At 41.5% G+C, this 19581-nt stretch carries 19 protein-coding genes; 5 read left to right on the top strand and 14 right to left on the bottom strand.

Annotated elements, in window-relative coordinates:
• Positions 1–143 precede the first annotated feature (143 nt).
• Positions 144–461, bottom strand: a complete 318-nt coding sequence (locus LMH66_RS18200; protein ID WP_102526688.1) for a DUF2007 domain-containing protein — start codon at positions 459–461, stop codon at positions 144–146.
• Between the two features lie 130 nt (positions 462–591).
• On the opposite strand from LMH66_RS18200, the gene LMH66_RS18195 reads away from it, so the two are divergent.
• Both LMH66_RS18195 and LMH66_RS18190 read left to right on the top strand, forming a co-directional pair.
• Entirely contained in the window at positions 592–990 is a 399-nt protein-coding gene (locus LMH66_RS18195; protein ID WP_102526687.1) for a DUF3224 domain-containing protein, read from the top strand.
• A complete protein-coding gene (locus tag LMH66_RS18190; protein WP_229372143.1) occupies positions 987–1211 on the top strand; it encodes a hypothetical protein in 225 nt (74 codons plus the stop codon). The genes LMH66_RS18195 and LMH66_RS18190 overlap by 4 nt, the downstream gene beginning before the upstream one ends.
• A 90-nt stretch (positions 1212–1301) precedes the next feature.
• On the opposite strand, the gene secF is transcribed toward LMH66_RS18190, so the two are convergent.
• From secF to LMH66_RS18160, 6 genes are all read right to left on the bottom strand, one after another.
• A complete protein-coding gene (gene secF / locus LMH66_RS18185) occupies positions 1302–2249 on the bottom strand; it encodes a protein translocase subunit SecF (protein WP_229372141.1) in 948 nt (315 codons plus the stop codon).
• 13 nt (positions 2250–2262) lie between these two features.
• A complete protein-coding gene (gene secD, locus LMH66_RS18180; protein WP_229372139.1) occupies positions 2263–4113 on the bottom strand; it encodes a protein translocase subunit SecD in 1851 nt (616 codons plus the stop codon).
• 17 nt (positions 4114–4130) lie between these two features.
• On the bottom strand, positions 4131–4463 hold the full coding sequence (yajC, locus tag LMH66_RS18175) for a preprotein translocase subunit YajC (protein ID WP_102526683.1): 333 nt from the start codon (positions 4461–4463) through the stop codon (positions 4131–4133).
• Between the two features lie 31 nt (positions 4464–4494).
• On the bottom strand, positions 4495–5628 hold the full coding sequence (gene tgt, locus LMH66_RS18170; protein ID WP_102526682.1) for a tRNA guanosine(34) transglycosylase Tgt: 1134 nt from the start codon (positions 5626–5628) through the stop codon (positions 4495–4497).
• Between the two features lie 144 nt (positions 5629–5772).
• Entirely contained in the window at positions 5773–6813 is a 1041-nt protein-coding gene (gene queA / locus LMH66_RS18165) for a tRNA preQ1(34) S-adenosylmethionine ribosyltransferase-isomerase QueA (protein WP_229372137.1), read from the bottom strand.
• Between the two features lie 194 nt (positions 6814–7007).
• Entirely contained in the window at positions 7008–7202 is a 195-nt protein-coding gene (locus tag LMH66_RS18160; RefSeq protein WP_229372135.1) for a hypothetical protein, read from the bottom strand.
• A 182-nt stretch (positions 7203–7384) separates the two neighbouring features.
• Here LMH66_RS18160 and LMH66_RS18155 point away from each other — a divergent pair, with 182 nt between their 5' ends.
• On the top strand, positions 7385–7981 hold the full coding sequence (locus tag LMH66_RS18155; RefSeq protein ID WP_229372133.1) for an ACP phosphodiesterase: 597 nt from the start codon (positions 7385–7387) through the stop codon (positions 7979–7981).
• A gap of 139 nt (positions 7982–8120) precedes the next feature.
• Complete coding sequence (locus tag LMH66_RS18150) at positions 8121–8780, top strand: RluA family pseudouridine synthase (protein WP_229372131.1); 660 nt, start codon at positions 8121–8123, stop codon at positions 8778–8780.
• A 114-nt stretch (positions 8781–8894) separates the two neighbouring features.
• On the opposite strand, the gene sstT is transcribed toward LMH66_RS18150, so the two are convergent.
• The 7 genes from sstT to LMH66_RS18115 all read right to left on the bottom strand — a co-directional run bounded on the left by sstT (position 8895) and on the right by LMH66_RS18115 (position 17199).
• Positions 8895–10118, bottom strand: a complete 1224-nt coding sequence (gene sstT, locus LMH66_RS18145) for a serine/threonine transporter SstT (RefSeq protein WP_102526677.1) — start codon at positions 10116–10118, stop codon at positions 8895–8897.
• 216 nt (positions 10119–10334) lie between these two features.
• Positions 10335–11213: a chemotaxis protein CheV gene (locus tag LMH66_RS18140; protein ID WP_102526708.1), complete on the bottom strand. Its 879-nt coding sequence runs from the start codon at positions 11211–11213 to the stop codon at positions 10335–10337.
• A gap of 88 nt (positions 11214–11301) precedes the next feature.
• A complete protein-coding gene (locus LMH66_RS18135; protein ID WP_229372129.1) occupies positions 11302–12819 on the bottom strand; it encodes a phospholipase D-like domain-containing protein in 1518 nt (505 codons plus the stop codon).
• A gap of 84 nt (positions 12820–12903) precedes the next feature.
• Positions 12904–13374, bottom strand: a complete 471-nt coding sequence (locus LMH66_RS18130) for a dual specificity protein phosphatase family protein (protein WP_229372127.1) — start codon at positions 13372–13374, stop codon at positions 12904–12906.
• 97 nt (positions 13375–13471) lie between these two features.
• Complete coding sequence (locus LMH66_RS18125) at positions 13472–14815, bottom strand: DEAD/DEAH box helicase (protein WP_229372125.1); 1344 nt, start codon at positions 14813–14815, stop codon at positions 13472–13474.
• 253 nt (positions 14816–15068) lie between these two features.
• On the bottom strand, positions 15069–15581 hold the full coding sequence (locus tag LMH66_RS18120; protein WP_229372123.1) for a methylated-DNA--[protein]-cysteine S-methyltransferase: 513 nt from the start codon (positions 15579–15581) through the stop codon (positions 15069–15071).
• Complete coding sequence (locus LMH66_RS18115) at positions 15571–17199, bottom strand: Ada metal-binding domain-containing protein (protein ID WP_229372121.1); 1629 nt, start codon at positions 17197–17199, stop codon at positions 15571–15573. The genes LMH66_RS18120 and LMH66_RS18115 overlap by 11 nt, the downstream gene beginning before the upstream one ends.
• A gap of 184 nt (positions 17200–17383) precedes the next feature.
• Between LMH66_RS18115 and LMH66_RS18110 the strand changes: the two genes are divergently transcribed.
• A complete protein-coding gene (locus LMH66_RS18110) occupies positions 17384–19213 on the top strand; it encodes an ABC transporter ATP-binding protein (RefSeq protein WP_229372119.1) in 1830 nt (609 codons plus the stop codon).
• The last annotated feature ends 368 nt before the right edge of the window (positions 19214–19581 follow it).

Genomic DNA, 19581 nt, shown 5'->3' with positions numbered 1-19581 from the left:
AATGACCTGACTATAACCAATTTAATCAGTGATTGTCCTAGTCAATTTGGCTATCAAAGATAATCAATTAATATGATTTAACTCATTATCTTAGTTTTGGGTCATTGGTTATGGCTATTCGCTATTGGTATTCATTATGTATATTAGTTATGAGGTGTACTTTGGGGCGAACTGCATTGCCAACACAATTCAAAACTGCCGTCATTCATTTCATGACAATGTAAACATTGCCATTGAGGACGATCCATATCATGTGATTCAAGAATTGAGCGAGCTTGCTCTAATTGATTTTGGTTAACCCATAGATCGACAGTTTGCATTTCAGTAGGAAGTTCGCCGACTCCCCCTACTAATGCTTCGCCTGTGAGCTCGACCATGATGCCATTTGTTTCCAGTAGCCCTTTCCAAGTGTGCGCCTGGAGCAAGTTTCCACCAGTTAATAGTACTTTTCTATCTTCCATTATTATCCTTACTGCTATTGCTCTGCTGGCAAATTTTTAATTATCCTACTTGCAAATGGTTCTTGCTGTCGAGCATTGATTAAACTTTATACTCAATATATGCTCATGTTAGTTCTAAAAGGAGAACAATATGAATCTTCAAATATCAGGCATTTTTCAAATTACCAGCTGGGATGAAACCACCGATATCCAGCACCCTGATGGCGCGAAACAAACGTCAGCAAGTATTACCCAAATGTATTCAGGTGATCTTGAAGGGGTCAGCCAGCCTAAATACATTATGTGCTATACCGCCGACGGCATGGCAGTATTTTGCGGTTATGAAAACGTTGAAGTGAGTGTTAGTGGTAAATCTGGCAGTTTCGTATTACAGCATGATGGCAAGTTTGAAAATGGCATTGCCAGCAGCCGTTTTATGATTGTGCCTAATTCTGGCCAAGGTGAGTTAGTTAATATTCAAGGACACGGTACTTTTACTTCTGGTGAAAAAGGCCAAGCCCATTATCAAATCGAAGTGACTCAATTATGATCCCATTTACGATTACTCGATTACATACCAATTTTGGCATTATCAAAGCACAAGGGGTGTGGGAGGCTCAAGCGGTGGACAGTACCCAGGTTAACGTTTTAGAGCAACTTTCAACGGATGGTTGGGTTGAACTCGATGTATTGCACCCTGCTAATGGCCAGTTTATTGCCGCAATTTCTCCTCTCGTCTACCAACATTTGTTATCCCAACAAAACGCTTAATTCGCTAAATGACATTCACAAAAAAGCCACTCAATATTGAGTGGCTTTTGGGTTCGCTAATTATTAGCTATTTCCTTAATAAGTTAATCATTAAGGCATAACAGCGTCTTGATCAGCGCCTTCTTTTTCAATCTCAACAGGCATCATATGTTCACGACAGATCCCAAGCTTAACCGCTAAGAAACTTGCAACGTAAATAGATGAATAGGTACCCACAAAAATACCGCACAGCAATGCTGTTGCGAATCCGTGGATCATCGTGCCACCTTTAAGGAACAGTGCAATCACTACCACAAGGGTTGTCCCTGTTGTAATAATGGTACGGCTCATAGTTTGAGTAATTGACTTATTGACGACTTCATTAGGGCCGCCTTTACGCATCTTGAGGAAGTTTTCACGAACACGGTCATATACAACAATCGTATCGTTCAATGAATACCCGACAACGGTCAATAAGCCCGCTAATACAGTCAAATCAAACTCAAGTTGTAAGATTGAGAAAACACCTAAAGTAACGATAACGTCATGAGCAAGTGCCGCAACAGAGCCCATTGCTAAGCGCCATTCAAAACGGAATGATACGTAAATCAAAATACAAATTAACGCAACAATAACGGCTAGACCGCCCTGCTCGGCTAACTCTTTACCGACTTGAGGTCCAACAAACTCAACACGCTTTTGAATCACGTTCGAATCAATTGAACGAGCAGCTTCCATAACGGCACTAACTTGGTCATCACTTTTGATTTCTTCTCGTACCGGAAGACGAATTAATACGTCACGGCTTGAGCCAAAGTTTTGAACCACCGCACCTTCTGCTTCATCAGCATCAAGTCCGCTGCGCAGTTGAATCAAATCAACCTGCTGAGAAAACTCAAGTTCAACGACGGTACCGCCAGTAAAATCAAGTCCCCAGTTGATGCCTTTAACTCCTAAAGAGAGTAGAGAACCAACAACAAGAACAACCGATAAAAGACTGATAACCTTCGCATGCTTAAGGAAGTCGATCGCTTTGGTAACTGAAAATATTTGTAACATAGTCGACGTCTCCTTAAATAGACAGTTTCTTAACGCGTTTACCACCCCACATGAGATTCACGATGACACGTGTTCCCACAATAGATGTAAACATAGACGTTGCGATACCTATCATTAGTGTGACTGCGAAACCTTTTACAGCACCAGTACCCACAGCAAATAGAATCAAGGCAGTCATAAAGGTTGTGATGTTCGCATCGGCAATGGTAGAGAATGCATTCGCATACCCTTCATGAATTGCCTGTTGAACACTACGACCTGCTAACAACTCTTCACGAATACGTTCGAAAATAAGCACGTTGCCATCAACAGCCATACCGACTGTTAGTACCATACCTGCGATACCAGGCAAGGTTAAAACAGCACCAGGAATCATCGACATTACACCCACAACCATCACTAAGTTAGCGGTTAGCGCTAAGTTTGCGATGACGCCGAATGCACGGTAATAAATAAGCATAAAGATTAAGACAACTATCATGCCCCAGATCATCGCCATTTGACCGTTTTCGATATTTTCAGCACCAAGACTTGGACCAATTGTGCGTTCTTCAACAATCGTTACCGGCGCTATCAAAGCACCTGCACGTAGCAGTAACGCTAAACTTTGTGCTTCAGCATGGTCAAGACCATTAATCACGAAGTTACGGCCAAGACGTGCCTGAATGGTGGCAACTGAAATGACTTCTTCAATCTTAGTCATTTTCACTGTGCCATCAGGGTTACGTTGTCCGCTATCTTTATACTCAATAAATAAAGTCGCCATTGGTTTACCAATGTTGTCTTTAGTCACGTTTGAGAAGATATTACCGCCTTTAGCATCAAGGTTAATTGACACCTGTGGACGACTGTATTCGTCAAATGAAGGTTGAGCACCAGTGATATGATCACCCGTTAGCATTACTTCTTTTTTCAATACAGCAATACCGCCAGAACGACGTGGGTAAACCTCAGATGATGCAGGAACGCGGCCAGCAGCTGCTGCGGCTTGGTCAGCTTTATCATCTACCATGCGAAATTCAATCGATGCGGTTGCACCCAAAATCTCTTTTGCGTGCGCAGTATCTTGAACACCAGGTAACTGAACAATAATACGTTCTGCACCTTGACGTTGTACAACTGGCTCAGCAACACCTAATTCGTTAACACGATTACGAATAGTGGTGATGTTTTGCTGAAGTGCGTCTTCTTTGATTTGACTCAAATAAACATCACTCATGCTTGCGTATAAAGCATAGTTTTCGCCAACGCTACCGTCGGTGAATACCATTTCATTGCTTAACGATTTCAAATAACGTTCAGCTTTAGCAAGATTGTCAGCATCACGGAACTTGATTTCTAAGCCTTTAGCCGTTTTACGAACGCCGGCATAACGGATTTTCTGTTCACGTAATTGGCTTCTGAAATCAGCAATTTTGGCTTCTTCCATCTTACGAATGGCTTCGCCCATATCCACTTCCATTAAGAAATGAACACCGCCACGTAAATCAAGACCCAATTTCATTGGCGTCCCACCCATGGCATCAAGCCATTCAGGGGTAGCTGGCGCTAAGTTTAATGCAACGGTATATTTGTCACCTAAACTTTCTGCAATTGCTTCTCTTGCCAATAATTGCTGTTCAGCATTTTGAACACGGACAATTAATTGTCCATCTTCGAGCTCAGCGCGCTTTACCGCAATGCCTTTACTCTCAAGTAATCCATTTACTGACGATAGTGTTGAAGCTGTTACTTCTGCGCCACGAGTCGCTACGACTTGTACCGCATGATCCTCACCATAAAGGTTTGGAATTGCATAGAAACCACCAATGGTGAGGACAAGCAACACCATGATGTTTTTCCACATTGGGTATTTATTTAACACACCTGAGCCCTCTTGGCTTACAACGACTGGATAGAACCTTTAGGCAATACCGCTGCAACATAATCCTTCTTGATAGTGATTTGACTTGTTTCATTGATGCTCAATAAAAGGTAATCACTGTCTTCGCTGATTTTAGCAATCTTGCCTAAAATGCCGCCGCTTGTTAGCACTTCATCGCCTTTGCTTAATGCTGACATTAGGCTTTTGTGCTCTTTAACGCGCTTTGACTGAGGACGGAAAATCATAAAGTAGAAAATCAAGCCAAAAACTACTAGCATGAAAATCAGTTCCATCGTGCCGCCACCTTGTGGTGCGCCAGCTGCGTTTGCGTATGCATTTGAAATTAACATATTACTCTCTTCTTGTTTTCTAGATTAAAAATCAGTCTTGTAATTCTGGTACTGGTGGGACTTCACGACCCAACTTAGTATAAAAATCCGTAACGAAGGCGTCTAATGTACCCGTCTGAATAGCACCACGCAAACCTTCCATCAAAATTTGATAGTAACGTAGGTTATGAATGGTGTTTAAACGCGCACCTAAGATCTCATTACAGCGATCTAAGTGATATAAATAAGCACGTGAATAATTCTTACAGGTATAACAATCACAGCTTTCATCTAAAGGAGCTGTATCATCGCGATGACGAGCATTACGAATTTTGATGACACCTTCAGAAGTAAATAAGTGACCGTTACGGGCATTACGAGTTGGCATAACACAGTCAAACATGTCTACACCACGGCGAACGCCTTCCACTAAATCTTCTGGTTTACCCACGCCCATTAAGTAACGCGGTTTTTCTTCTGGTAGCTGAGGACAAACATGCTCTAAAATGCGATGCATGTCTTCTTTTGGCTCACCAACTGCCAAACCACCCACGGCGTAACCATCGAAACCAATGTCAGTTAAGCCTTTAACGCTTTCGTCGCGTAAATCTTCATATACACCACCTTGAACAATACCAAATAAAGAATTTGGATTTTCTAAGCGGTTAAACTCGTCACGTGAACGTTGTGCCCAACGCAGAGACATCTGCATTGATTTACGTGCTTCGTCATGCGTTGCTGGATACGGAGTACATTCGTCAAAAATCATCACGACATCGCTGCCTAATGAGTTTTGGATTTGCATAGACTTTTCAGGGTCTAAGAAAATCTTTTCACCATTAATTGGTGAACGGAAATGCACACCTTCTTCGGTAATTTTACGGATGTCGCCCAAGCTAAATACTTGGAATCCACCTGAATCGGTTAAAATAGGACGCTGCCAGTTCATGAAGTCGTGTAAGTCACCATGCTTGCGCATAATTTCTTCACCAGGACGTAGCCATAAATGGAATGTATTACCCAGTAAAATATCCGCACCCGTCGCACGAACTTCTTCTGGTGTCATACCTTTAACGGTACCGTAAGTGCCAACAGGCATAAAAGCAGGTGTTTCAACCGTGCCACGTTCAAAAACTAAGCGGCCGCGACGTGCGCGTCCGTCTGTTGTATCAAGTTCAAAATTCATAAATCACCTTGCCAGATAAACAGTCTGACTCGTTGTTGTTGCATAAGACATGAGGGCATAAGTGATAACTTCAAGTAATAAGTTAAAATTAACCCAAAAAAATACCCACCTCTGTGGGCGGGTATTTTAGATCAAAATCAATCGTTACGGGGCTTTTTTCGTTAAAAACATGGCATCGCCATAGCTAAAAAAGCGGTATTTTTGTTCGATCGCGTGTTGATAGGCATTCATTACATTATCAAAACCTGAAAATGCACTAATTAGCATGATCAAAGTTGATTCTGGTAAATGGAAATTAGTCACCATGGCATCAATCACTTTGAACTGATAACCAGGAAAAATAAAGATATCGGTATCGCCTTTAAATTCAGCAAGCGGATTATCACCACTGGCCTTCGCCGCACTTTCAAGTGAACGTACTGAGGTCGTACCTACAGCAATGACTCGATTGCCCGCTTGTTTAGTTGCCGCGATTAAATCAACCACTTCTTGAGAGACTTCAGCCCACTCAGAATGCATCACATGCTCATCAATGGTATCAACACGAACAGGTTGAAAAGTCCCAGCCCCGACATGCAAAGTCACAAAAGCAATATTCACGCCTTTGTCTTTTAATGCAGCCAGCATCGCATCATCAAAATGCAAGCCTGCAGTTGGCGCAGCTACCGCACCAGGGGTTTGGTTATATACGGTTTGATAACGCTCTTTATCAGTGTCTTCATCTGGGCGGTCAATGTAAGGAGGCAGTGGCATATGCCCCACTTCTTCTAGCACTTCAAGAATCGTTTTATCAGAATCCAGTTCTAATTCGAATAGCGCGTCATGACGCTTAAGCATCTTCATTTCATAACCGCCATCTAGGATGACAATTGAATCAACTTTCGGCGATTTTGAACAACGAACGTGAGCAAGAATACGTTTATCATCAAGCATTCTTTCAACAAGAATTTCGAGTTTACCGCCTGAGGCTTTTTGGCCAAATAGACGCGCGGGAATAACTCGAGTGTTATTAAACACCATCAAATCGCCACTATTTACTTTCGACAACACGTCAGTGAATTGCTGATCTGCTAATGCACCGCTATTGCCGTCAAGGGTCAATAATCTTGATGCATTTCGCTCCGCCATTGGGTAGCGGGCAATAAGTTCATCTGGTAAATCAAAAGAAAAATCAGCAACGCGCATATCTATACTCTTTTAAAGACAATAAAAACGGCCGCTAGTCTAGGACTACTGACCATGAATATCAAGTTTAGACGGTGATTTAATCTTTGGTTTGCCAGCAGCAGGAAACAAATATCTGAATGTGATTGAGTAAAGAATCGATCCACATTGAATGCTGAACCAAATTTCAGTTCAGCTTTTAACCGTTCGGAGGGTTACTTAATATTGGGCGATTTGAATTGATGGATATTGTTATCCACTTCGGCTGCGGATTTCGCGGCATCAGTTTCTTCAGCTAAAGAGTTATTTTCAGGTAGAAAAGATTGCTTTTCGAATCGAAGGTCAACTTCAATTTTTGTACGCTTGCGATTAGGTTGTTGACCCAGTACTGACATTATCCAGTTTTTCATCATCCATGATCCTTAAACCGATTTTTATAATTAGACGTAACATCCCTGAAAATAATACCAATGACATTTGAGTAGAAATCTATATGATTGAAACTAGACTTAAAAGATGTCAGCAGGCGTTTAACTTTTCACTACGTGGTTAAGCATCATACTGAAAAATTCAAAAAATAAAAGTACAAAATATGAACTTTCTTGCTCACCTACATTTAGCCGATATCAGCAATACTCATTTAGCAGCCAATCTCGCTGGTGACTTTGCAAAAGGCGATATAAAACACTTCCCACAGCATTTACAGCAAGGGATTTGGCTTCATAGGCAGATAGATCAAATAACTGATAGCCATGAATTAATTGTGGACTTAATCAAATTATTCCCAAAATCATCTCGCCGAGTCGCACCAATATTGGTGGATTTAGCCTTTGACCATTACTTGGCCTTTTATTGGGATGAATATCATCAGGAGCCTTTGGCTGACTTTACTCAAAAAGCTTATCGCAGTCTTGAGGACACTTCTGACTTACCGGAAAAGTTGCAACTCATCATTCCCAGCATTATCGAACAAGATTGGCTATCCAGCTACCAAACTAAACAAGGATTGAATAAAGCCATTGAAGACGTGAGTCGGAGAATTTCAAAACCTGAATTGTTTAACACGGCCATCAAAGATGTAGATACATTATATGTCGATATTGAAATTGCATTTAGAACCTTTTATCCGCAATTAATGGCATACAGTCGAATTTATAGTAGAAAAACACCTGAGCAATACCTGCCATAGTCAGGTCAAGCACCGACGCGTATAATCCACCAGAGCAAGCTAGATTAGACCATTATTGTTATTCGCTGTGCGTTAATCATTACTGCACAGCGAAAACTTTGCTAAAATACCCCACTATTTTGTAAACCGATGCGACTTCATGCAAATTTTTGATTACCAACCACCTAGTATTCCTTGGCTAGATATCCGTTATAAAGACCGCGATATCATTGTCATCAATAAGCCAGCTGGATTACTCGCTAATCCGGGTAAAGCACCTGCGACACATGACTGTGCTATTACACGAGTGCAAAAACTATTTCCTGAAGCCATCTTAGTGCATCGTTTAGACTGTGATACCTCAGGTGTAATGGTATTTGCTCGTAATAAGAAGGCCGAATCTCATTTAAAGACCCAATTTCAAGACCGTAAAACCAAAAAGGTTTATATCGCAGAGGTTAAGGGCCAACTTGAGAGTGACTCAGGCACTGTAGATTTGTCATTAGCAGCCGACAAAACTAACCCGCCTTTTCAGATTGTATCTGAACAAGGAAAAACAGCGGTTACGCATTATGAAGTGATTGAAAGACACCCAGAGCATACTCTGGTTAAACTGATGCCAGAAACAGGTAGAACACATCAACTGCGCGTTCACATGCTAGCACTCAACCATGTGATATTAGGTGATGCATTTTATGCTGATGAGAATACCATCGCGCTAAGAGATAGATTGAGCCTGCACGCGCAAATGCTAACAATTACCCATCCTTACACGCAAAAGCAGCGAACCTTTTTCAGCAAGCACCCTTTTAGTGACTAAGGTAAAGGGCTAGCAGCTAAGATTTAGTGATTTAGTGATTAGTAATTTGCCCAATGACTAAAATAAAAAAACCGCTCATATGAGCGGTTTTTTTAGCTTATAAAGTAGTCTTTATTAGCTGTTTTCTTTCGCTTCCGCCGCTTCACATGCTGCAGCAGTGAATACGACATCGGTAGAACTGTTTAATGCTGTTTCAGCAGAGTCCTGAACCACACCAATAATGAAACCAACAGCAACCACTTGCATCGCCACATCATTTGAAATGCCAAATAAGCCACAAGCTAATGGAATTAATAATAGCGAACCGCCAGCAACACCTGACGCACCACAAGCTGATACCGCTGCAACCACACTTAATAACACAGCGGTTAAGAAGTCGACTTGAATACCTAAGGTATTTGCAGCTGCAAGCGTCAGCACTGTAATCGTAATTGCCGCACCGCCCATGTTAATGGTTGCACCTAATGGAATGGATACTGAATAAGTATCTTTATGAAGTTTTAACTCTTCACACAATGCCATATTCACTGGAATATTCGCTGCACTTGAGCGCGTAAAGAATGCAGTCACGCCACTTTCACGTAAACATTTCAGTACCAATGGATAAGGATTGCGTCTGATTTTTATGTACACAATAATCGGGTTAACCACTAATGCGATAAACAGCATTGAACCCACTAACACACCCAATAATTGAGCGTATCCCGCTAATGCTTCAAAACCTGTGGCTGCAATTGTGCCAGAAACCAAACCAAAGATACCAATAGGTGCGAAACGAATTACGAAACGAACGATTTTAGTTACGCCGTCACTTAAATCTGACACCACTTTCTTCGTTGAATCACTCGCATGATGTAATGTGATCCCCAGACCCACAGCCCACGCTAAAATACCAATATAGTTACCTGTTAATATGGCATTTACTGGGTTATCTACAATTTTGAATAGCAATGTATTCAATACTTCTGCAATGCCTTGTGGCGGGTTAGACCCTTCAACACCACCTGCAAGTAATAACGTTGTTGGAAATGCAAAACTAAATGCCACAGCCGTTAATGCAGCAGCTAACGTGCCAACCAAATACAAGCCGATAATAGGTCGCATATTGGTTTGGGTGTTTTTCTTTTGATTTGCAATTGATGATGCCACTAAGACAAACACTAAAATAGGTGCAACAGCTTTCAACGCTTCAACAAATAAACTACCTAAAAATGACACTTGAGTAGCTGCTGAGGTTGAAACTGTGGCGAGGATAACACCGAGAACAATACCGACGAGAATTTGTAGCACTAAGCTACCGTTAGCAACCCGCGCTAACAGTGATTGATTTTGATTCATTGCTTGACCTATGATTATTATATTTATGGCTTTTAATAAGCTCTAATATTTGTGCGGCTTTTAATAAGCTCTGATAGGTATATATCGGATGAAATGGCTAAAGTCTAGTCTGAGGGCAAAATGATACGCTAATATTACTCACTAGTTCCAAACAAACCACATTTAGCCAACATGTGACCAATTATAATGCAGTAGGTTAAAACCCTAGCAAAACCACTATTTAGCACCACGTAGCATGGCATCGATTAATTCATGGGCATCAAATTTGGTCAGCGCTTCATTGGCGCCGACTTGCTTAGCTTGACTGACACTTATCTCACTGGAAAGCGAAGTATGCAAAATGATGTACGCGTTCGCTAGCTCAGGATTGTTCTTTACTTCAAATGCTAACTCATAGCCATCAAGTCCTGGCATTTCAATATCACTGACTAAAATATTAATAGGTTTTTGTTGGGCTGCTGCATCACGCATTATTTGCAATGCATCATGACCATCTGAAGTCACATCATATGGAATGTTAATCGAGTCGAGCGCATCGGATAATTGCTTTCTGGCAACCTTGGAATCATCCACCAATAAAATACGCATCGGCTTTAATTGTTCACGCTGAACATCTGTCAGTATTGCGCGGTTTGCAGCAGGATCATGTGGGAATATTTTAGCCATCAGAAGTTCAACATCGAGTAGTTGAACTAATTTATTATCTAAGCGCGTCACCCCAGTTAAAAACACATTATGACCTAGGTTGGACGCTGGCGCTTCAATGTCGCGCCAATTACACTCAATGATTTTATCGATGGCTCTGACTAGAAAACCAATCACCATTCTCTGGCAATCAGTGATAATCACATAACAATCTTTTTGCTCATCTGGCGAAATAGCTTTAAAGCCAATAGCTGCTGCCATATCAATCACGGCAATAGTATTACCACGAATAGTCGCTGCGCCAAGAATTGATGGGTGAGAACGTGGAATTTTGGATAAATTACTAAATGGGACAATTTCGCGGATCTTCAACGTACCTAAGGCAAATTGCTGAATATGAGAGAGATGAAACAGTAACAGCCCCTGAGATTGGCTCGCTTTGCTCTTCATAAAATCACCCATTAAAATACATTAAATTGAGTTAACCATACCGATAATAACATATCAAATTTAGGCGAAACTAATTGAGTTTTAGGGGTTAAAGCTGTGACTCTATTGGCAATAATGCAAGAAAATCCGCAAAGAATTTGCGCCAAAAACCTGCGCCTGGTTCTGCATAAATAACCTTGCCATCTGTATTGTCTATCCAGACCAAGTCGCCATCTTCGATAGCGAGTTCATAGGCTTTAGAAACGGCTGACTCAGTTAACCCTGCAACCATGTCTTTGGCTAATTGTTGACTTTCAATCACAATGCCCATTTCGGTATTAATCAATGCTGAACGAGGGTCGAAATTAAAAGAGCCGACAAAGACCATGTCTTCATCAATGACGAATGTCTTAGCGTGCAGGCTGCTACGACTACTGCCCTTCCAGCTGGATTTTTTCTCAGTTGGACTGCCTTTTACTTCGTAAATTTTAACCCCGCCTTCAACTAACTTTTGACGGTACTGCTGATAACCTGCATGAACAGCAAGTACATCCGTCGCCGCTAAGCTGTTTGTAACAATGGTAATGTCTTTACCTTGTTTTACTCCTTTAATAAAAGCATTTGTTGCCGCATCTCCTGGAACAAAATACGGTGACACAATCACTAATCTTTGCTGAGTTTGATTAAAAAAGTAGTTTAGATCATCAAGTAAAATGGGAGTGTCGCTACTCGCTTTGAGCTTATTGGGTGGGTCATAGACAACATCAGCTTTACCCCAGTACCACTGCACAGACTGGTTTTTAAGCCTTTCTAGCAGACTGCTGTTCTCAAGGCGTTTATAGTATTCACTACTCGCTAATGTCGCTTTATAATCTGCCGCTTCTTGGATCAATAGTTCAAGGTTGGTATTTATATCGTTGGCAGGAACAAGCTGTTGAATGCTTTGAACTTGTTTAGAGTTCCAATAGGTATCAAACTGGGTTGAGACGTCATCAACAGCCTCACCGATAGTCAGTACATCTAAGTCACCAAATTCGACATCTTCGTTTGCAGAAAAATATTCAGCGCCAATATTTCTGCCGCCCACAATGCTCACTAAGTTATCTATGGTTAATGACTTATTGTGCATGCGATGATTCATGCGAGTGAAATTAGTAATGAATGCAATGCCACGATAATGTCTTTCATAGGAAGGGTTAAATAGCCTTACAGAAATATTAGGATGATTAGCAATCACCATCCATCCATCATCATAGCTAGCAGTGGTCATATCATCTAATAAAATACGCACTCTCACACCACGCTCAGCTGCTTGATATAAAAACAGCGTGAGCATCTTACCGACATCATCATTGCGATAAATGTAGTACTGCAAATCAATGCTTGTTGTTGCGCTTTCAATCATTGCTAAACGAGCGATGAATGCATCAAGGCCATCAGCTAAGGTTTTAACACCGGTTAATTCTGGTTTTTTATGCGATTCGACATATTCCGCTAACACTGAATCTTTGGGGGGAGCAAGTTTATATTGAGGCTCTAAAGGTTCAAATTCCACCTGAGATGCACAACCGGAAATAAAAAAGGCAAACACAAAACATAAGATAAATATGTATTTATTGTTGTGCATTCACCGATTCCTTTCTCGTTATGGATTTAAACCTTTGATCCTATTCTAGGACAACTCATTCTAGGACAACTCATTCTAGGATAACTAATCTTGCAAAGCATATAGCACGTCAAAAACTAATTGATCCCAGCCTTCTGAACTAAATGCGATATCGCGGATACTGCGCACTTGGCTTACCGCGTGAACAGGGGCAGCGCCATTATCCATCAAATAATACGCCATCATAATACCCGTTCTATCTTTGCCTGAGCGACAATGTATCAACACGGCAATATTATCAGCCTCACATTGACGAATAAATGCCAGCGCTTTTGGCGCTTGTTCAGTGCAAATAGCAACGTCACCTTCCTGTGGCGGAATATTTCTTGAAAAAGGCGTACACAGGTAGCGAATACCTAACGCTGCTAGTTGATCCTCATCGACACCTTCACCGTTATTGAGCGATACAATCGCACCAATACCAGCGGTTTTTAACTCTGCGACATCCCATTCATGTTTATTGGGACCACTTCGACCGGCGATAACGCCATCTACTAACCAAAATAACTGCTTCATATTTAATGGTTGCTCTTAAATTTATGATTCGGGTTTATTTATCATTTAACGTAGAATCAATCCCTGAACCTCATAAGCTTCCATTATTCAAATGGTATTATTGAGCACTGTCATCTTTATCGCTATCTTCTTTAGCAATACCAGCCCAAATATCAACATTAACAGGTGCTTGTTTTTTCTTCTTTTTCTTACCCGTACCAGCTGGTTTTGCCATTGGCTTTTCTACAGCATATTCATCGTCAGGCATTTCTTCATCAGGTTCAAAGCCAACAAAGGTTTCACGCTCTAAACGAATTTTGTTCTTTTTCTCGATAATACTGAAATGATGGTAATCAGCATGGGCAATCAAAGATAACGCTAAGCCCACTTCACCAGCACGGCCACTGCGACCAATACGGTGCATATAATCAGCTGGGCTTCGTGGTAAATCAAAATTAATCACCACTGGCAGTTTCTCAATATCTAAACCACGGGCTGCAATATCGGTGGCAATTAACACTTCAATATCGCCTGCTTTAAAGCCCTCTAAAACGCGGTTACGTGCGCCTTGACCTTTATCACCATGAAAGACTTCCGCAGTTATGCCACGCTTTGATAATTTATCGGCTAGATGCTTACAGCTATTTTTCGCATTGACAAAGATAAGCGCTTGGCGCCATTTATTTTGCTTAATTAGCTCAGCAAGAAGCGCAGTTTTCTTTTCACGATTTACCGTAAACACCCGTTGTACTAATGTGCTGGCATCCGCGCTCTGCAATTGGATTTCAACAGGGTCTTGCAGCAGATTATCTGTCAGTGTGCGAACTTCTTCAGGGAACGTCGCAGAGAACAACAAGGTTTGTTTTTTCTGTGGTATTAAGGCAAGCAAAGATGATAACTCTTCAGTAAAACCAAGACTCAGCATTCGGTCAGCTTCATCAAGCACTAAGGTTTCAACTTTATCTAACTTAATCGCATTGCTCGAAATCAAATCAAGTAAACGCCCAGGAGTTGCCACTAAAACATCTGTGCCGCCACGTAGCGCTAACATTTGCGTATTGGCTGATACACCACCAAACACGGCTGTTGATTTAATTGCACCATTAAAATGAACAGCATAAGACTTCACACTGTCAGCAACTTGTTTTGCAAGCTCTCGTGTAGGCACTAGCACTAATGCCGAAACAAAGTTGCCTTTATCTTTTTTAGCACCTTGTTGGGCTTGATGGATTTTTTGCAGAATGGGTAAAACAAATGTAGCAGTTTTACCTGAACCCGTATTGGCGCCAGCTAATAGATCTTTTCCTGCAATAACACTCGGAATAGCCTGTGCCTGAATAGGTGTTGGCGTTTTATATTCCATTTCCGCAAGACGATTGTTAATAGGTGCAATAAGGCCAAGTTCGGCAAAAGATGTTGCACTTGTCTGCGAAGTAACAGGAGAGTTGTTAGCTGATGTCATTAATTATGGATGCTCAAATAAAATAGAAATTGGATATAGCTTTGAGAGTATTTTAGCTTATTTGAGCAGGTTAAGTTAGCGATATTGCGCATGCTATGCGCATTTAATAAGCTAAATGATACATAGCAGCTAAAAAGTGGACTCAAGCTAGATTAGAAATGATTAAAACTAAAGAAATGCCCTCATCAATAGCTCGCTAATATTTAATGAATGACTTCATTCGCTCTTAGCTTAATCTTAGTGAGTCCATCCTTTACAAGTTGACCCCTTCCAAGTTCAATAAAAATTGCTTCATTTCAAGTCCGTAAGCATAACCCGTTAAGCTGCCATCTTTGCCAATCACTCGATGACAAGGCACAATTATCGCAATTGGGTTTGCGCCATTTGCGGCGCCAACAGCCCTAACCGCTTTGGGGCGTTCAACCGTATCGGCAATGGCCGCATAACTACAAATATCGCCAAAGGGCAGCGCCTTTAATGCTTGCCAAACTTGCTGCTGAAACTCAGTTCCTTTGGCTGCTAACTTGACATCAAAAACTTGCCTTTCACCTGAAAAATACTCGCGTAATTCTTCAATAGCTTGAATAACAAAAGCTTTCGCTTGATTGACCTCTCCTGAGTCCGCCTGAGATAACGCATCCAGTGTGGTTGATTCAGCTACCACTTGTAAGTGAGTCAGCCCATGCGTTGATGCTTGTAGTTTCAGATAGCCCACAGGACTAGCAATAACCTGTTGAAACACTGGCGGTTGATTATTAATTTTCATCATTTTTCCATAATTGAAAGGTTAAATAACTGCCCCAAGGGCTGACTTGCTGACTGATTTTCTCTACAAGCTGTTGATAATATTTAGGTGTAAAGTCTGTCGTAGTTCCTAAAGTAATGTCTTGCTTTGCTATGAGTGCTTTAAGTCTATTTTTAATCACTAAATCGCCACCCAAAAAGATATTAGGGTCACTTTCTCCGCGCATTCTGGCGTAAGCAATAGTCCATGGGCCTATGCCTTTCACCTCAATCCAGGCTTCGGGTGAGGCTAACGGATTCTCAGCAACGAATTGACCTAACCCGTTTAATGCACGTTTTCTGGCGCCAGGCATTTTAAACTCTTCAAGTCCTGCTGTGGCAACCTGTTCAGCCTTAGGAAAAAAGAGCACTTCTCGCTGGCCTATGACTGCTTTATCGCCGTAATTTACTGCTAGCACATTAAGCAATTTACTCGCCTGAATGACGCTCACCTGCTGCCCTAACACAGCTCGGCAACCTGCCTCAAAAACTGATGCTGTCGCGGGGTTCCTAAGGCCAGATGATACACGCATTCCCATAGACACTAATGGAGAAAAAGAAGCTTCTATTACATCCATATCAGCGTCTAAATCTAATATTTTTCTTACATATTGAACAACTTGAAATAAATAGCCAATATCTTGCTCACGTTCGAATTGCACATTCAATAACAGCTGGTTTTTTGCGTTAACTTCTGAGATTTCAAATGTGCCTCTAATTGAAATATCATCAAAACCCAGTGAAAAACTACGCCCATATGTGAGCGACTGTTCATCAAGCCACTCCATACCTTCAACCGCGCGAACTTTGTAAAATGCCCATAAATCAGACCATAAAAATGGCGGACGGTAATCCAGCAATAAGTTAATCCCATGGGAGAAACTGGCATGTGTATCAAGAGCTGGTTTGTCTTTAATCCCTTTCCTGGCAATAGGATTAGTATTCGTTTTAGCAGACGGTGAACGCCTTAATTGAGATGGCGTCAGTTGCAGTTGCGCTTTAAACACTTCATTAAATCGTCTAATACTATTGAAACCTGCCGCCATGGCCACATCGGTAATAGGTAGCTGTGTTTGATGCAATAATTGTTTGGCAAACATTAACTGGCGGTATAGAGCATATTTTTTGGGCGATGTTCCAAGCTGTTTGTTAAATATTTGACTCAAATAGCGAGAACTTATGCCAAGACGTGCAGACAATTGGGTTAACGATTCTGCATTTTCACCACTTAAACACCCTGCATCAATCAAGCTAATGGCACGCAGTAAACTGGTGTTGGTTCCTTTCCAAGCGTTAGATTGTGGCGCACTGTCAGGCCTGCAGCGTAAACAAGGTCTAAGCCCAGCTTCTGCAGCTTTGATCGCTGAATCAAAATAAACCACATTTTGCTCTTTTGGCGGCGATGCTGGACAAATTGAGCGACAAAAGATACCTGTGGTTTTAACCCCAATGAAAAATCGGCCATCAAAACGTGCATCTCGACTTAGTCTGGCTTGTCTGCAGGTATCATCAGGTAAATGGCAATGATTATAAGCAAGCGAAGACAAACCTATTGGCATCTCGTTTGATTGATGGGTATCCGTTTTATTAATAGCTTTCATGGCGGCGTAAACTAACTCACAATCTTAAAATGTGAATCTACTTTAACCAAAGTTGTCGCCGCTCACTAGCGGAAAACGGAACTCAATGTTGATTTAATGCTAACATCAATTGTCATAATCAATTCAACACTTCGTTCACAAGTTACGGTATCCTATCGTTAACTAATATTTGTTTGAGCTGTTGATGTTTAAATTTTTCGAATCGTTAACCAATCCCCTTCCTCAAGAAGAGCCGTCGCAAGCCCCTAAAGGCGTATATGCTTTCTGCCGTCATTACACTCGCGGGTTTGAAAAGCATCTAATCATTATGTCGATATTAACCGCTATTTTGGCCATTTTAGAGGTGTCTTTATTTGGTTTTATGGGCAAATTAGTAGACTGGTTAGTCACTAAAAACCCTGAGACATTATGGCAGGATGAAGGGAACACCCTCATTGGTATGTCCGTAATTGTCTTAGTGGTGATCCCTGCATTGGTCTGGCTGCATGCTTCTATTGTTCATCAGACACTCTTGGGTAACTACCCGATGGCGATACGCTGGCAAGCACACCGTTATTTGCTTAAACAAAGCGTTTCGTTCTATCAGGACGACTTTGCCGGACGTATTGCCACCAAAGTAATGCAAACCTCACTAGCTGTGAGAGAAACCGTGATGAAATTGCTTGATGTACTGATGTACATCATTATTTATTTCACCTCAATGCTAGTGATGATTGCCAGTGCTGATGTGCGTTTAATGCTACCGATGCTAGTGTGGTTATTTGCTTATGTTGCTATTCAGTGGAAACTCGTGCCGAAATTAAAAGCGATTTCTACTAAGCAAGCTGATGCACGCTCGACCATGACAGGACGAATTGTTGACAGCTACACCAATATTTCAACCGTAAAGTTATTCTCGCACACCAAACAAGAAGCAGATTACGCCCAAGACAGCATGATGGGCTTCTTACAGACTGTGTATGGTCAAATGCGTCTAGTGACTATCATTAACGTATTGGTTCAAGCGATTAATTATTTGTTGGCATTTACCATTGCGGCAGTCTCGATTTGGTTATGGGCCGATAACGCCATCACTGTGGGTGCGATTGCAATCGCTGTCAGCTTGGCATTGCGCCTAAATGGCATGTCTCAATGGATCATGTGGGAAATCAGCTCACTGTTCGAGAACATAGGTACAGTAACAGATGGGATGAACACCTTATCGAAACCGATTGAAATTGAAGATAAAACAGATGCTAAAGATATCGTTGTAGACAATGGTAAAATTGATTTCAATGATGTCAGCTTTAATTATGGTGAAGCATCTGGTGTCATTAACGACTTGAACTTGAACATCAAAGCGGGCGAGAAAGTCGGTTTAGTGGGTCGCTCTGGCGCAGGTAAATCTACATTGGTAAATTTGCTAATGCGATTTCATGATGTAGAAAAAGGCCACGTTGCAATTGATGACCAAAAGATCACCGATGTCACTCAGGACTCTTTGCGCTCAATGATTGGCATGGTGACTCAAGATACCTCATTACTGCATCGCTCCATTCGTGAAAACATCCTTTATGGCGATCCAACAGCGTCAGATGAGCAATTACTGGCGGCAATTGAACAGGCTCAAGCCAGTGAGTTCATTAAAGACTTATCAGATCCCTTTGGTAATACTGGACTTGATGCACAGGTCGGCGAGCGCGGTGTTAAATTATCAGGTGGTCAACGCCAACGTATCGCGATTGCCCGTGTGCTGCTTAAAAACGCGCCAATTTTGTTACTCGATGAGGCAACATCAGCTCTCGATTCTGAAGTAGAAGCAGCGATTCAGGAAAGTTTATATGAATTAATGCAAGGTAAAACTGTGATTGCCATTGCCCATCGCTTATCAACCATCGCAGCAATGGACAGGTTAATTGTCTTGGATAAGGGCAAGATTGTTGAACAAGGTACACACCAGGAATTGATAAAGTCGGGGGGTATTTATGCGCAGTTATGGGCACACCAAACAGGTGGTTTCCTCGGTATAGATTAATCGCTTATAAAATAACGATTCGTTTTCCCCTACTAAGCCGTTCAATGCATGTTGAGCGGCTTTTTTAGTGGTTTGATCAAGCTCTAATTAAACGAACCCAGTCAATCACACATGTATTGGGTTACCTGCGAAAACTGAGCATTCCACAAAAAAGGTCAGAGATGTAGAGGGAAATAGAGAAAGAGTTAGAGACAGACACAAAAATAGACTTAGATTTATGAAGTAAGTAAAGAAAACGCAACGGCTTTAAAGTACGAATTAAATATTTGAAATGAAGAATCTTTAGAAAGGTAAAACAGGAATAAAAAGAAATGGTGGTCGATACTGGGCTCGAACCAGTGACCCCCTCCTTGTAAGGGAGGTGCTAT

Origin of the sequence: Shewanella sp. 10N.7, from assembly GCF_020806285.1 — a bacterium.
Taxonomy (GTDB): Bacteria; Pseudomonadota; Gammaproteobacteria; order Enterobacterales; family Shewanellaceae; genus Shewanella; species Shewanella electrodiphila.
The sequence above is the reverse complement of the archived record's forward strand: the minus strand, read 5'-3'. Positions and strand labels throughout refer to the sequence as shown.